A 13,769-nucleotide genomic window follows, 5' to 3' on the forward strand; every position below is an offset into this window, starting at 1 on the left:
GAGGGGGGAGGTAGGTGGGGGGCGGGGGGGGGGGGGGGGGGGAGGGGGGGGGGAGGGGGGGGGGGGGGTGGGGGGGGGGGGGGGGGGGGGGGGGGGTCGCGCGGGGGGGGGGGGGGGGGGGGGGGGGGGGGGGGGGGCGGTTCCCCCCCCCCCCCCCCCCCCCCCCCCCCCCCCCCCCCCCACCGCCTGGATGCGTGCGCAGTGCGGCCGCGGCTTCCCGCACGACCGCAACCGGCGCAGGTTTTCCGGGGCCTCGAACGCCCTGCCATGTCCGCCCGCGTGCCCGGGACACGGGCACGCGGCGGGACGCAACGCGTGCGAAGGGCCCGGCCGTTGCGACGGCCGGGCCCCTGGCGTGTGGCGGTGTCAGTGTCTCACTGGTCGAGCGACTGCTCGCGGGCCTTCTCCACCTGATCGGTGAGGTCGCCGGTGTCCGAGGCCGGCGGGGCGGTGATCTTCTTCGTGGCCCCGAACTTCAGGAAGTCCATGGTGACCGACATGCCGGCGCCGCGCTGTGCCATGCGCACCGGCAGGTCGTCCTCGTCGACCCAGATCTCCAGGACCAGCTTGCCGTTCGGCGTCAGGGACTTGAGCGCCGCCTTCTTCTCCGCGGCCGTCAGATCGGACTTGTTGATCTGCTCCGCTCCGACACTGCCCCGGTAGTGCGTCGCGCGCTTGCCGCGGACCGTCTCCTCGCCCAGGTCCTTCACGTTCTTCGAGGCGGCGATGTAGCGCAGACCCGCGGTCGGATCGGCGTTGTCCGCGACGTTGTTCGCGCCCGTGTCGCCCAGTACCGCGGACACGTCGATGCGCATCCAGTGCTTGCCCTTGAGCGGGCCGCTGGGCTGCGGGTCCACCTCGTAGTAGTACGCCCCGTCGACCATCCGCACGTTCAGCGTGGGGTCGTCCTGCAGGGACTGCATCTGAGCGTTGGCCGTGTCCATCTCCACGTCGAGCGCGGCGCCGTCGCCCCAGGAGTAGGTGCCGTCCATGGAGACCGGCTTGCCCGTGCCCGCGGTGATCGTGGTCGTCGACTCGACCTCGGCCGAGCCGAGTTCGGACGCCTTGTCGGAGGCCCGGGTGAGCGCCGCCATGATCGTGTCGGCGTGGCTGACGGCGTCCGCGGTCGTCCGCGCGGCATCGGCGCTGCATGCGGTGGTCGCGGCCAGCGCGACGACGGTGATGCCCGCCCACGCCGCGGTCCTGATCTGCTTCATGTGTCCCGCCCCCTGTGTGCTTTCTGTGTACGTGGTGCGAGGCGGACTCTAGCCGGGCCCGGACCGGGGGCCAATCGAGTTCACATAAGGGACAGTTGAGACGCTCCGAGGCTCGGCCGCCGGGACAGCGGTCGTCGCCCCTGCACGGGAGGGTCGGCCCGTGCCCGCCGGGCGCGGGCCGACCGCCGTGCCAGAGTCAGCCGCGGGACGAGAGGTGGACCGCTTCCGAGTGGTCTGCCAGGTAGTCCTGGACCACCGACAGGAAGCTCGGGTCGGGCTCCAGGCCGAGCGCGGCGGCGCGGGTGCCGTCGAAGACGGCCGGCCACGAGCCGACGATGGCCTCGACCGCCGGGTCGGGGGCGACGGTGACCAAGTCGGCAGCGGTGCCCGCCACTTGCCGCAGGGTGGCGAGCAGCTCGGCGACGGAGACCGTGAGGGCGGGGAGGTTGACCGGCGTCCGGCCCTCGATGCATCCGGGCCCGCTACCCCGTCGGGCCTCCGCGACGCGGAGGATGCCCTGGATCGTGCGCCGCGGCGAGGCCAGCGCGACGCGCAGGCCGGGATCCACCGGGCAGGTGGCCGGAAGGCCCGCGAGCGGCTCGCGGATGATGCCGGACAGAAAGCCGGAGGCGGCGGCGTTCGGCCTGCCCGGCCGCACCACGACGGTCATCAGGCGGGCGACGCGGCCGTCGACGAATCCGCGTCGCGTGCAGTCCGCGACGAGGTGTTCGCAGACGAGCTTCTGCGTTCCGTAACTCGACTGCGGCAGCGGCACGGTCGCCTCGCTCACCACGGGCGGCAGGGGCTGGGACGACGGGGAACCGTAGACGGCGATGCTGCTCGCGAACAGCAGCCGTGCCACGGGTCCACCGGCCGTCGACTGGGCCCGGACCGCCTCCAGCAGGGCGCGCGTGGTGTCCAGATTCGTCCGCATGCCGACGTCGAAATCCGCCTCGCACTCGGCCGACACCGCGGCGGCGAGGTGGAACACGACGTCGACGGGTTCGGAGAAGACCTCACCGAGACGGGCGGTCAGGTCGCCGTGCACGGTTTCCACGAGCAGGTCCGCCGTCTGCGGCAGGTCCGGGCACACGACGCGGTCGACGAGCACCAGCCGGGTGATCGGCTCGCCGTCGAACGAGCGCGCCCGCAGCAGTGCCGCGGTGAGCAGACGTCCCAGGAACCCGTACGCACCCGTGATCACGATTCTCACGTGTCCACCTCTCGGCAGCAGCCCCTCGGCGCACGGTGCGCGCCGGTGTGATACCCACGCGAGGCCCACCGCAGGCATGCGTGGCTCAGCAGGGGGCCGCGCACCCGTCCGGGCGCAGGGGAGCGCTGGTGCGCGCGACGATGCGTTGAGCTGAGTTCCCAGGACCCCCGAAAGGGGTAAAAAGGGGTAAAGGCTAAGAGGTGAACTTTTCATGGCGTATCAGTCAGGCCCTTCGCGCCCGAGTCGGTCGGAAGAGGCACTCACATGGACCCATGGCTGATCTGGTTGATCATTTCCGCGGTCTTGGCCGCAGCGGAGATCTTCACTCTCACCGCGGCGCTCGGAATGCTGAGCGCCGCCGCACTGGTCACGGCGGGGTCCGCCGTTCTCGGGCTGCCGGTGCCGCTGCAATTCGTGGTGTTCGCTGCCGTTGCCACCATCACGGTGCTGTTCGTGCGCCCCGTTGCCCTACGCCACGTCCTGAAGCCCCAGAGGGAGCGGTTCGGCATGGACGCACTGGTCGGCAAGGCCGCCTATGTCGTCTCGGAGGTGACGGGCCTGGGCGGCAGGGTCCGCATCGACGGCGACGAGTGGACGGCCCGCGCCTACGACGAGACGCTGGTGATTCCTCCTGGAAAAACCGTCGACGTCATGGAGATCCGCGGCGCCACTGCGATCGTCTACCCCAGGGACTGAAAGATGGAAACCTCGGCGTTCCTCATCGCCGGCCTCATTGTCGCGGTGATCGCGGTCTTCACCGTGGTGCGGGCCGTCCGTATCGTGCCCCAGGCGCGCGCTCGCAACGTCGAGCGGCTGGGCCGCTACCACCGGACACTGACTCCCGGACTCAGCCTCGTGATCCCTTACATCGACCGTGTCCATCCGGTGATCGATCTGCGCGAGCAGGTCGTCTCCTTCAAACCGCAGCCGGTCATCACCGAGGACAATCTGGTGGTCGAGATCGACACGGTGCTGTATTTCCAGGTCACCGACCCACGGGCCGCCTTTTACGAGATCGCGAACTTTCTCCAGGCGGTGGAGCAGCTCACCGTCACCACCCTGCGCAATGTCGTGGGGTCCATGGACCTGGAAAAGACGCTCACCTCGAGGGACACCATCAACAGCCAGCTTCGTGGTGTGCTGGACGAGGCCACCGGAAAATGGGGGCTGAGGGTGAACCGGGTGGAGATCAAGGCGATCGACCCCCCGCAGTCCATCAAGGACGCGATGCAGAAGCAGATGCGGGCCGAGCGGGACAAGCGAGCCGCGATCCTCGGGGCCGAAGGGCAACGCCAGTCCCAGATCCTCACCGCCGAAGGCGACAAACAGGCCGCTGTCCTTCGCGCGGAAGGGAACCGCACCGCCGCCATCCTTCAAGCCGAGGGCCAGTCCCGGGCCATCGACGAGGTGTTCCAGGCCGTGCATCGAAACGACCCCGACCCCAAGCTGCTGGCCTATCAGTACCTCCAAGCGCTCCCTCAGCTCGCGCAAGGGTCGGGCAACAACTTCTGGGTGATCCCCAGTGAGATCACCTCCGCGCTGCAGGGCGTGTCCCGCGCCTTCACCGAGGTGCTGCCGAAGTCGCCCGCCACCCGGGAAAAGCCTGCGGACGACATGATCGCTCAGGCCGCCAGCGACAAGGCGCAGGCGGAGGAAGCCGCTGCAGCGGCCCTCGCCGACGCAGCCACGGCCGAAGGTGCCACGCCGGATTCACTCCACCCGCCTCGCTGACGGCGACCGGGCGAGCTGCCGCGCTTCATGTGGGCGACGGCGTCCTCGAGACCGGTCACGACGACCCGGCCAGGAGTCTCTTGCGGCAGAGGTCGGTCACGGCCGCTCACGCGAGCGACGCCGCCCCGTCGGCAGGGGCACCGGCTCGGGGCCGGGCAGCACGGTGCTGGTCAGGGTGCCGATGCCCTCGACGGTGAGGCGCACCGTGTCGCCGGGCTTGAGCGGCGGCGGCTTCTGCTCGCCGTGCCGGCCCCACAGTTCGGCGAGGCAGCCGCCGTTGCCGCAGGTCCCCGAACCGAGCACGTCGCCGGGCATCACACGTGTGCCACGGGAGGCGTAGGCGGTCATCTCCTCGAACGTCCAACTCATGTTGGAGAGCAGGTCCTTGCCCACGACCTCGCCGTTGACCTCGGCCGTCAGGGCCAGCCGCAGGAAGCCCTCGGTGTCGCGGTACGGCTGCAGTTCGTCGGCGGTGACCAGATACGGGCCGAGCGTGGTCGCGGTGTCCTTCCCCTTGCAGGGGCCGAGGCCCACCTTCATCTCCGCCGACTGCAGGTCGCGCGCCGACCAGTCGTTGAACACGGTGTAGCCGACGATGTGCTCGCGGGCCTGCTCGGGCGTGAGGTCTCGGCCTTCCCGGCCGATCACCGCGCCCACCTCCAGTTCGAAGTCCAGGACGGTCGACCCGGGTGGCATCGGCACACCGTCGTGCGGGCCGTGGACGGCGTGCGGATTGGCGAAGTAGAAGGTCGGCGCCGCGTACCACTGGTCGGGGACGCCCGAGACGCCGTCGACGGAGCGGCGTACTCCTTCCACGTGCTCCTCGAAGGTGACGAAGTCCCGCACCGAGGCGGGCCGGAGCGGGGGGAGCAGCGTCACCTGGGAGACGTGCGGGCCGGGCGGGACGTCGAGTGCCTCCCGTCCGGCGGCGAGCAGCCCCGGCAGGCCGGCGGTCCGCTCCAGCAGTGTGGTCAGCGAGGAGACACCCGGCAGGGGGAGGAGTGTGCCGTCGTCCTCCACGACGGCCACTCTGTTGCGGTGTCGGTGGTGATATGCGGCGAAACGCATGGCATGGCTCCTGGGGCGAGCAGGTGGACGGACGGGGTGTGGTGAGGCTCCCCGGTGTTCCCGGCCGGGGCGGGGACGTGGTGGCGCGTGGTGTGAGGCCCCCGAACGCCCCGGGCCGGGTACGGAGGGCGCGGCGGGGTGAGCGGGAAACGAGCACCGCTACCGCGGCCCTGGTGACCTGCCGGGAGATCAGACGGGCGGGGCCACGAACACGCCGCGGTCGGGGTCGTTGAAGGACTCCTTGGCGATCAGCTCGTTCATGGGGTTGGCGGTGCCCCACTGGTCGGTGACCTCGGGCCGGGAGAAGTCGTAGACGTGCGGGTGCCAGGTGTCCTCGTCCAGGCACTCCAACTCGGTGGTGTACTCGACGGTGTTGCCGTGCGGGTCGAGGAAGTACGTGAAGGTGTTGTCCCCGGCCATGTGCCGCCCCGGTCCCCAGATCTTCCGGTGGCCGGCGCGGATCACCCGGCCCGAGCCGCGCATGTACTCGTCGATGCCGCGCATCTCGAAGGACACGTGGTGCAGGGCGGTGTGCGGGCCCTGGGCGATCGCCATGGAGTGGTGCTGGTTGCTGATCCGCATGAAGTGCATGACCTCGCCCATGTGCGGTGAGCTGAGGGTGTCGGAGAGGGCGAAGCCGAGATGGCGCTCGTACCACGCGCGCGTGCGGTTCAGGTCGGGGGAGTTGAGGACGACGTGGGACAGCTTGACCGGGATCGCCTCCTTCTCCTCGATCTTGCGGTGCCGCCGGACCGCGACGTCGGCCGAGACCTCGATGGTGCGGCCGTCGACGTCGAAGAAGCGGAAGCCGTATCCGCCGCCGGGCGTGTCGATCTTGCCCGGCTGGGAGATCAACTGCACTCCCCCGGAGAGGAGTTGTGCGGCCAGGGTGTCCACGTCCGCCGCGCTCGCGGCGCCGTAGGCGACGAGGTCGAGACGCTTCTCGGCGGCCTTGCGCAGCCGGACCACGTACTGCTCGGGGGAGCCCTCGGCGGCCAGGAAGGAGATGCCGGAGTCCTCGGCGACCTTGGTCAGCCCCCAGACGCCGGAGTAGAAGTCGAGCTGCTTGTCGTAGTCGGGCACGGCCAGGTCGACGTGCCGCAGATGGGTGAGCAGACGGGCGCTCATGAGGTTCCTCCCGGGGGTGGGGTGAGGTGGAGCAGGGCGGCGGCATTCCGGCCGCGTACGGCGTCGAGAGCGGCCTCGGGCAGCCGAGCGGCGCGCAGGGCGCCCACCGGGTCGTCGGTGCCCATGTCGAAGGGGAAGTCCGAGCCGAGCAGCACCCGGTCCGCTCCCGCGACCCGGACCAACTCCCGGAGGACGCCGGGGTCGTGGACGAGAGAGTCGAAGTACAGCCGTCCGAGGTAGCTGCTGGGCGGGTGGGCGCAGGCGGCGGCCGCGTCGGGGCGGGCCGACCAGGCGTGGTCCGAGCGGCCGATGTGGGTGGGCAGGTAGCCGCCGCCGTGTGCCGCGATCACCTTCAGGCCGGGATGGCGGTCGAGCACGCCGGAGAAGATGAGATGCGAGAGTGCGACCGCGTTCTCGGTGGGCTGGCCGACGGTGTTGGACAGGTACCACCGGTCGAGGCGCTCGTCGAGCGTGCACCCGAAGGGGTGGAGGAAGACGATCGCCCCGGTCGCCTCGGCCCGCGTCCAGAAGGGCTCGTACGCGGGATCGGAGAGCTCGCGGCCGGGGGCGTGGCTGGAGATCTCCACGCCGGCCAGCCCCTGTGCCAGGGCGTGTTCGAGGGCGTGTGCCGCCGCACCGGGGTGCTGGAGGGGGACGAGGCCGAGCCCGCGCAGCCGGTCGGGGGCGTCCGAACAGTGTGCGGCCACCGCCTCGTTGGCGAGCCGGTACACCTTCTCGGCCGTCTCCTCGTCCGTCCAGTAGTGGTAGTGCGAGGGCGAGGGGCTGACCAGCTGCACGTCCACGCCCTGCGCGTCCATCGCCGCCAGGCGCACGGTGACGTCGGTCATCTTCGGAACGCGTTCGCGGACCATGGGGCCGCTTACGGCGAGGGAGGCGGCGCCGTTGCGGCGCGCGTCGAGCTCCCGTGCCTCGGCGTGCCCGGGCAGACCCGCCACGAGTGCCTCGACCTCGGGCAGCAGGACGTGGGCGTGTACGTCCACGGTGGGACCGGACTCGGTGCGCCAGGACTCCGTACGTCCGGACTCGGTGCGCCCGGATCCGCGGTGCCCGGCCCCCTTGGGTCCGTTCACGGACGTCGCGGACTCGGGGTGCCCGGTCACGGCAGCTCCCTGAGCATGGTCATCGTGCGGGCCATCAGCCCCGGCACGTCGGCGTCGCGGACGCCGTCGAGCTGCCACTGCCCGATCTGCACCGACGCCTCGACCACCGGCCGCACCCGGGCGATCCGTCGTTCGTAGTACGCCTGGAAAAGGGCGTCGTCCCAGGTCTCGGCCCCGGCGAGCAGGTGGGCGAGCACCCAGGCGTCCTCCAGGGAGAGCGCGGCGCCCTGGGCGAGCGTGGGCGGACAGCAGTGGGCGGCGTCGCCGACCAGGACGACACGACCCCGGTGCCAGGAGTCCTCCACCAGCATCCGGTCGAACCACGTGTAGTTGACCTTCGCCGGGTCGGTGATGTGCGCGGTGATCTCCGGCCAGTGGCCGCCGTAGTGCCGGGTGAGGCCGCGCATCTCGTCGGCGTAGGACTCGGCGGGCAGGGAGGCGCGGTCGCGATGGGCCTCGACGACGTACGCGTACAGGGTGTTGTCGCTGGTGGGGCAGTAGCCCGCGATGTACGCGGGACCGCCGTAGGCGAGGTCGGTGCGGACCACGCCCGCCGGGCGCGGGGCCGCGATGCGCCAGATGGCCATGCCGGTGGGCTCGGGCTTCGCCGTGATGCCGATCGCGGCGCGGGTGGCGGACCCGACTCCGTCCGCGGCGACGACCAGGTCGTAGCGGCCCTCGGAGCCGTCACCGAATCGGACGGAGACGCCGTCGGCGTCCTGCTCCAGGGACTGCGCGGTGGTGCCCAGCCGGATGGCGGCGCCACTCGCGCGGACGGCCTCGATGAGGATCTGCTGGAGCTGGGGGCGCTGCATGCCGACGGTGGCGGGCAGGTCGTCGCCACCGGTGCGCAGATCGCTCTGCACGTGCAGAACGGTGCCGTCGGGGGCGGTGATGCCGACCGAGCCGAAGCCGAAGCCGGACGCCTCGACGCGGTCCCACACGCCGAGTTCGCGCAGCACGCGCAGGGCGTTGCCCTGGAGGGTGATGCCGGAGCCCGCGGTGGCGTTCCAGTCGTCCCTGGCCTCGATCAGGTCCACCGCGAATCCGGCACGGCGCAGCAGGATGGTGACCGCGTTGCCGGCCGCGCCGCCGCCGACGACGAGGACCGTACGGGATGGTGTCATGGGAACTCCCTTGTTCCGACCGCTACTTGACGGCGATCGGGTTGACGGGGGAGCCGACCGCTCCGGTGATGGGGAGGGGTGCGGCGGTGAGCGAGAATGCGTACACGCCGTCGGCTGCGCAGTCCTCGGCGAGGGCGTCCAGGTCCCACATCTCCCCGATGAGGAGGCCCAGATGCGGGATGGCGACCTGGTGCAGCGGCTGGAAGGCGTGCTCGAACTCGTTGGGCCGCACCTCGAAGCCCCAGGTGTCGGTGGCGATCGCGGCGATCTCCGTGCGGTGCAGCCAGCCGGCCGTGGTGAACGACAGACCGGGTGCGGGTCCGCCCGCGTAGTCGCCCCAGCCGTCCCGGCGCGCCCGGGTGAGCTGTCCGGTGCGGACCAGCACGATGTCGCCGCGCCCCACGCGGACGCCGTGCGCCTCGGCGGTCGCCGTCAGGTGCTCCTCGGTGATCGCGAATCCGTCGGGCAGTTCGCCCCCGGTCCCGGTGGTCTCCGGGGCGGCGTCGGCATGTGCCGTGCCGAACACGCGGCCGACGTCGAGCAGGACGCCGCGGCCGGCCACGTGCGCGGCCATGTGCTCGATTCCGGTGACGAGGTCGCCCTCGGAAGTGACGACCTGCTCGGCCGGTCGTCCGTTCCACGCCTTGCCGTGGTCGAAGATGTGACCGAGCCCGTCCCACTGCGTGGAGCACTGCAACGGCATGGCGATCACGTCGTCCGCACCGCCTATCCCGTGCGGGAAGCCCTGGTTGCCGAGGACCGCGTCGGTTCCGGTGTCGAGCATGGTGTGCACCGGGTTGGTGCGCCGCCGCCAGCCCTTCTGCGGACCGTTCATGTCGAAGCGCTGGGAGAGCGAGAAGCTGACACCGCGCCGGACGAGCCCGGCGGCCCCGCGGCGGGCGGCCTCGTCGAGGAAGTTCAGCGTGCCGAGAACGTCGTCCTCGCCCCAACGTCCCCAGTTGGAGAAGGCTTTGGCGGCCCGCGCGATCGAGCCCTCCGGGTCGGTGCGGTCCAGGGTCACCGTGCCGCCTCCGCCACACAACGGGTGCGCTGGGCGCCGAGCCCGGTGATCGAGCCGTCCATCACGTCGCCGTCGCGCAGCAGGCGGCCCCAGTGCATGCCGTTGCCGGCCGGGCTGCCGGTGAGCACCAGGTCACCGGGCAGCAGGCGGGCACTCTGGGAGGCGTGGGACACCATCCGCGCCACAGAGAAGATCATGTCCTTGGTGGACTCGTCCTGCATGGTCTCGCCGTTCAGTTTCAGCGTGAGCCGCAGATCGTCGGTTCCGGCGAGGGACTCGGCGGGCACGATCCAGGGGCCGAGCGGGGTGAAGCCGGGCGCGTTCTTGCTGCGCAGCCAGTCCGTGCCGATCTGCGGCATGTCCCGGCGGAAGACCCCGGCACGGTCGGTGAGATCGTTGGCGATGGTGTAGCCGGCGACGTGGTCCAAGGCGTCCGCGACGGACACCCGGTGGGCGGTGCGGCCGATGACCGCCGTCAACTCCAGTTCCCAGTCAGGCTGTTCGGCCCAAGCGGGGAGTTCGACATCGTCGTACGGGCCGGTGATCGCGGTCGGCAGGCCGAGGAAAACGTAGGGCAGGTCCTCCGTCGCGCGCCGGTCCATGATCTCCGCTGCCTCCGCCCGCCGCTCCTCCTCCGGCCGGTCGTCGCCGGGAGCCCGATGGGCGACGTGCAGGTCGATCACGTGCTGCCGATAGTTCGCCCCCGACTGGAACACCTGACGCGGCGCGACAGGGGCGTGCACCCGGAAGTCGGTGAGCGGCCTGCGGGCGAGGTCGCCGTCGCCGGCCAGGGAGCGCAACCGCTCACGAGACGTGTCCCAGTCGTCCAGGAGGGTCAGGACCGTCGCGTGCTCCTGGTGCAGGGCGGCTCGCAGGTCGAGCACCCGGGAGTCGGGGGTGACGAGCGCGGGAAAGGCGGGCCCGCCCGGGGTCGACAGAGTGCCGAGCGCGAAGGGTCCGGCGAAGGGCGCGGACGCGGATCCAGGTTTCACAGACATGTCCTCCTGATTGCGGTGGGACTAATCTGGACCCGCCACCCGCGATCAGGGAAATCGATTCTGTGGATGCTCGCCATCCACCGTGTCTATTCCTCCCTGTTCGGCGCCGCACCGCAGAGGGAAGCCCGTGAATCTGGCCCGTCTCGACCTCAATCTCGTCGTCGCCCTGCGCGCCCTCCTGGAGGAACGCAACGTCACCCGCGCCGGACAGCGCATCGGGCTCAGCCAGCCCGCCATGAGCGCCGCGCTGGCCCGGCTGCGGCGGCACTTCGACGACGACCTGCTCGCCCGCGTCGGCGGCCACTACGAACTCACCGCCCTCGGGCAGGTCCTCCTGGACCGGACCTCCACCGCCTACGACGTCCTGGAGCGGCTGTTCGCCAGCCAGGCGGACTTCGACCCGGCCACGGAGAGCCGCGAGTTCCGGCTGGTCGCCTCGGACTACGCCGTCGCCGTCTTCGGCACCGAGCTGGCCCGCGTCGTGCACGAGGAGGCTCCCGGGATCCGGCTCCGCTTCACCCAGACGCCGCCCACCGTGGTCGACGACACCGCCACCCTGCTCAGCGCCACCGACGGGCTGTTCATGCCCCACGGTGTCATCAGCGACTTCCCGGCGACCGACCTCTACGACGACCGCTGGGTGTTCCTGGTCGCCGACGACCACCCCAGCGTGGAGACGGAACTCACCCGCCAGGACCTGGCCCGGCTGCCGTGGGTCACCTACCAGCGCACCTACGACGCCCCCGCGGTGCGCCAGCTCGGCATGCTCGGCATCGAGCCGCGCGTCGAGGTCTCCGTCGACAGCTTCCACCTCCTGCCGCTGCTGGTCGCGGGAACCCGGCGGCTGGCCTTGGTCCAGGCGCGCCTCGCCCGGCTCCTCGCGCCGCTCGCCGCCGTACGCGTGGTGGAACCGCCGTACGAGGCGGTCCCGCTGCGGGAGGCCCTGTGGTGGCACCCGGTCCACACGCACGACGCCGCGCACATCTGGCTGCGGGAGACCGCCGCGCGGGTCGGCAGGCGGCTCGGGGCGGCGCCGGGCCCGCACGAGGGGCCGCACGACGGGCCGTCGCGGCCGGCACGGGACGGACAGCCGCCCCGCTCCGCCGACGTCGGGTACGGGTATCCACACCCTGGATCGCAGTCATCCGGAACGTGAATCGCGCCGGGGGTGGGCAGGGGCGGGCGCGGAACGCATAGTCATGGCACATCCCGCGTCCGCGCGCGGGGCCGCCGCCGACCGCGGCGACCTCACCCACGAGCAGGCGCCTCTGGTGGTCCGCTCCCTGCTCACCGCCGGCGTCGACACCACCGTGCACGGCCTGGCCGCCGCACTCCACGCCTTCGCCACCCGTCCCGGTGCGTGGCAGCTGCTGCGCGAACGGCCCTCGCTGGCCCGGGTGGCGTTCGACGAGGCGGTGCGCCGGCAGTCACCCGTGCAGACCTTCTTCCGCACCGCCACGACGGACCTGGTGATCGCGGGGACGGTCGTCCCCGAGGGCTCCAAGGTCCTGATGTTCCTCGGGTCCGCCAACCGGGATCCGGCACGGTGGACCGATCCCGACCGCTTCGACCTCACGCGTGACCCGTCCGGCCACGTCGGCTTCGGCATGGGCATCCACCAGTGCATCGGCCAGCACGTCGCCCGTCTGGAGGCCGAGGCCCTGCTGACCGCGCTCGCCCGCCGGGTGGACCGGATCGAGCCGGCCGGCGACCCGGAGCGTCACCTCAACAACACCCTCCGCTCGTGGGCCTCGCTCCCGGTGCGGGTGCGCCTCGCGCGCTGAACTCCACGCCGCCCGGCCCGAGTCGGGCCACCACAGCCCAGAACCATCAAGTCGAAGGGACCTCGCCCATGCCCCAGTACGTACGCGGTGCCGTGGCACGCGCCAAGGGAGAGCCGGTGCGCGTCGAGACGGTGGTCGTGCCCGACCCGGGGCCGGGGGAGGCGGTGGTGCAGGTGCGCGCGTGCGGGGTCTGCCACACCGACCTGCACTACCGCGAGGGCGGTATCGACGACGCCTTCCCCTTCCTGCTCGGCCACGAGGCGGCCGGCGTCGTCGAACGGGTGGGCGCCGGGGTGTCGGAGGTCGTACCGGGAGATGTCATCGTCCTCAACTGGCGTGCGGTGTGCGGACATTGCCGTGCCTGTCGGCGAGGGCGCCCGCAGTACTGCTTCGACACTCGCACCGCGCGGCAGCGGATGACGCTCACCGACGGCACCGAGCTGACACCGGCTCTCGGTATCGGTGCCTTCGCCGAGAAGACGCTGGTCGCCGCCGGGCAGTGCACGAAGGTCGACCCCGCCGCGTCGCCCGCCGCCGCAGGGCTGCTCGGCTGCGGGGTGATGGCGGGCCTCGGCGCGGCGGTCCACACGGGCGGAGTCGGCCGCGGCGACGCGGTGGCCGTCATCGGCTGCGGAGGTGTCGGGGACGCCGCGATCGCCGGGTCCCGGCTCGCCGGGGCGGCCCGGATCATCGCCGTGGACATCGACGACCGCAAGCTGCGGACCGCCCGGGACATGGGGGCCACCCACACGGTCAACTCGCTTGAGACGGATCCCGTCGAGGCGACCCGCGAACTGACCGGTGGCCACGGCGCGGACGTCGTCATCGACGCGGTCGGCCGCCCGGAGACCTACCGGCAGGCGTTCTACGCCCGCGATCCGGCGGGCACCGTCGTACTCGTCGGGGTCCCCACCCCGGACATGCGTCTCGAACTGCCGCTGCTGGACGTGTTCGGCCAGCAGCGAAGCACTCAAGTCCTCCTGGTACGGCGACTGTCTGCCCTCCCGCGACTTCCCCGTGCTCATCGATCTCTACCGCCACGGCCGCCTGGACCTCGACGCCTTCGTCAGCGAGACGATCGCCCTCGACGAGGTGGAGGGCGCCTTCGCCCGTATGCACCGGGGCGACGTCCTGCGCTCGGTGGTGATCCTCTGACGAACCACGTCCGCGTCCGGCGCACCCGCGCCGGGAATCTCGCCCCGGTGCCCGGTGCCCGGTGCCCGGTGCCCGGTGGTCGGACGCTGTGGGACGCACGTCCGTGGCCGCCGATAGCCTGCGTTCTCATGACGCGTGCGTGGCTCCTGCCGGTGGTGTTCGTGGCCTGTGGTGCGGCCTTCGGGGCGACGACGGCCGCGCGAGGA

At 71.7% G+C, this 13,769-nt stretch carries 12 protein-coding genes and 1 pseudogene; 5 read left to right on the plus strand and 8 right to left on the minus strand.

Annotated features, from left to right (window positions below; translation table 11 throughout):
* Positions 1 to 374 precede the first annotated feature (374 nt).
* Positions 375 to 1,217: an SCO4651 family lipoprotein gene (locus tag ACZ4NT_RS28195; RefSeq protein WP_467728144.1), complete on the minus strand. Its 843-nt coding sequence runs from the start codon at positions 1,215 to 1,217 to the stop codon at positions 375 to 377.
* 196 nt (positions 1,218 to 1,413) lie between these two features.
* The gene (gene denD, locus ACZ4NT_RS28200) at positions 1,414 to 2,430 is read right to left on the minus strand and encodes a D-erythronate dehydrogenase (protein WP_121409004.1); all 1,017 of its coding nucleotides are present in this window, start codon (positions 2,428 to 2,430) and stop codon (positions 1,414 to 1,416) included.
* A 264-nt stretch (positions 2,431 to 2,694) separates the two neighbouring features.
* On the opposite strand from denD, the gene ACZ4NT_RS28205 reads away from it, so the two are divergent.
* Both ACZ4NT_RS28205 and ACZ4NT_RS28210 read left to right on the plus strand, forming a co-directional pair.
* Positions 2,695 to 3,126: an NfeD family protein gene (locus ACZ4NT_RS28205; protein WP_121409003.1), complete on the plus strand. Its 432-nt coding sequence runs from the start codon at positions 2,695 to 2,697 to the stop codon at positions 3,124 to 3,126.
* Between the two features lie 3 nt (positions 3,127 to 3,129).
* The gene (locus tag ACZ4NT_RS28210) at positions 3,130 to 4,161 is read left to right on the plus strand and encodes an SPFH domain-containing protein (protein ID WP_467728145.1); all 1,032 of its coding nucleotides are present in this window, start codon (positions 3,130 to 3,132) and stop codon (positions 4,159 to 4,161) included.
* Positions 4,162 to 4,257: 96 nt separating this feature from the next.
* Here the strand turns inward: ACZ4NT_RS28210 and ACZ4NT_RS28215 are convergent, their stop codons facing one another.
* The 6 genes from ACZ4NT_RS28215 to ACZ4NT_RS28240 all read right to left on the minus strand — a co-directional run bounded on the left by ACZ4NT_RS28215 (position 4,258) and on the right by ACZ4NT_RS28240 (position 10,624).
* Positions 4,258 to 5,229 (minus strand): fumarylacetoacetate hydrolase family protein, encoded by a 972-nt coding sequence (locus ACZ4NT_RS28215; RefSeq protein WP_467728146.1) that lies wholly within the window; start codon positions 5,227 to 5,229, stop codon positions 4,258 to 4,260.
* A 189-nt stretch (positions 5,230 to 5,418) separates the two neighbouring features.
* Complete coding sequence (locus ACZ4NT_RS28220; protein WP_467728147.1) at positions 5,419 to 6,357, minus strand: VOC family protein; 939 nt, start codon at positions 6,355 to 6,357, stop codon at positions 5,419 to 5,421.
* On the minus strand, positions 6,354 to 7,358 hold the full coding sequence (locus ACZ4NT_RS28225) for an amidohydrolase family protein (RefSeq protein WP_467728230.1): 1,005 nt from the start codon (positions 7,356 to 7,358) through the stop codon (positions 6,354 to 6,356). The genes ACZ4NT_RS28220 and ACZ4NT_RS28225 overlap by 4 nt, the downstream gene beginning before the upstream one ends.
* Positions 7,359 to 7,474: 116 nt before the next feature.
* On the minus strand, positions 7,475 to 8,605 hold the full coding sequence (locus ACZ4NT_RS28230; protein ID WP_467728148.1) for an FAD-dependent oxidoreductase: 1,131 nt from the start codon (positions 8,603 to 8,605) through the stop codon (positions 7,475 to 7,477).
* Between the two features lie 22 nt (positions 8,606 to 8,627).
* Positions 8,628 to 9,626 carry a cyclase family protein gene (locus tag ACZ4NT_RS28235; protein ID WP_467728149.1) on the minus strand — a complete coding sequence of 333 codons (999 nt, stop codon included), beginning with the start codon at positions 9,624 to 9,626 and terminating at the stop codon, positions 8,628 to 8,630.
* On the minus strand, positions 9,623 to 10,624 hold the full coding sequence (locus ACZ4NT_RS28240) for a fumarylacetoacetate hydrolase family protein (protein ID WP_467728150.1): 1,002 nt from the start codon (positions 10,622 to 10,624) through the stop codon (positions 9,623 to 9,625). The genes ACZ4NT_RS28235 and ACZ4NT_RS28240 overlap by 4 nt, the downstream gene beginning before the upstream one ends.
* A 127-nt stretch (positions 10,625 to 10,751) precedes the next feature.
* Here ACZ4NT_RS28240 and ACZ4NT_RS28245 point away from each other — a divergent pair, with 127 nt between their 5' ends.
* The 3 genes and pseudogenes from ACZ4NT_RS28245 (at position 10,752) to ACZ4NT_RS28255 (ending at position 13,563) form a co-directional block, all read left to right on the plus strand.
* Complete coding sequence (locus ACZ4NT_RS28245; RefSeq protein ID WP_467728151.1) at positions 10,752 to 11,780, plus strand: LysR family transcriptional regulator; 1,029 nt, start codon at positions 10,752 to 10,754, stop codon at positions 11,778 to 11,780.
* Positions 11,781 to 11,823: 43 nt separating this feature from the next.
* Positions 11,824 to 12,408 (plus strand): cytochrome P450, encoded by a 585-nt coding sequence (locus ACZ4NT_RS28250; protein ID WP_467728152.1) that lies wholly within the window; start codon positions 11,824 to 11,826, stop codon positions 12,406 to 12,408.
* 68 nt (positions 12,409 to 12,476) lie between these two features.
* A pseudogene (locus ACZ4NT_RS28255) lies at positions 12,477 to 13,563 on the plus strand (S-(hydroxymethyl)mycothiol dehydrogenase).
* The last annotated feature ends 206 nt before the right edge of the window (positions 13,564 to 13,769 follow it).

Source organism: Streptomyces sp. NPDC026417 (assembly GCF_055567695.1).

What these genes read in the sequence shown, in the direction of transcription:
- ACZ4NT_RS28195 (WP_467728144.1), bottom strand. Translation starts at nt 1,217, where the DNA reads ATGAAGCAGATCAGGACCGCGGCGTGGGCGGGCATCACCGTCGTCGCG.
- ACZ4NT_RS28205 (WP_121409003.1), top strand. Translation starts at nt 2,695, where the DNA reads ATGGACCCATGGCTGATCTGGTTGATCATTTCCGCGGTCTTGGCCGCA.
- ACZ4NT_RS28210 (WP_467728145.1), top strand. Translation starts at nt 3,130, where the DNA reads ATGGAAACCTCGGCGTTCCTCATCGCCGGCCTCATTGTCGCGGTGATC.
- ACZ4NT_RS28215 (WP_467728146.1), bottom strand. Translation starts at nt 5,229, where the DNA reads ATGCGTTTCGCCGCATATCACCACCGACACCGCAACAGAGTGGCCGTC.
- ACZ4NT_RS28220 (WP_467728147.1), bottom strand. Translation starts at nt 6,357, where the DNA reads ATGAGCGCCCGTCTGCTCACCCATCTGCGGCACGTCGACCTGGCCGTG.
- ACZ4NT_RS28230 (WP_467728148.1), bottom strand. Translation starts at nt 8,605, where the DNA reads ATGACACCATCCCGTACGGTCCTCGTCGTCGGCGGCGGCGCGGCCGGC.
- ACZ4NT_RS28240 (WP_467728150.1), bottom strand. Translation starts at nt 10,624, where the DNA reads ATGTCTGTGAAACCTGGATCCGCGTCCGCGCCCTTCGCCGGACCCTTC.
- ACZ4NT_RS28250 (WP_467728152.1), top strand. Translation starts at nt 11,824, where the DNA reads ATGGCACATCCCGCGTCCGCGCGCGGGGCCGCCGCCGACCGCGGCGAC.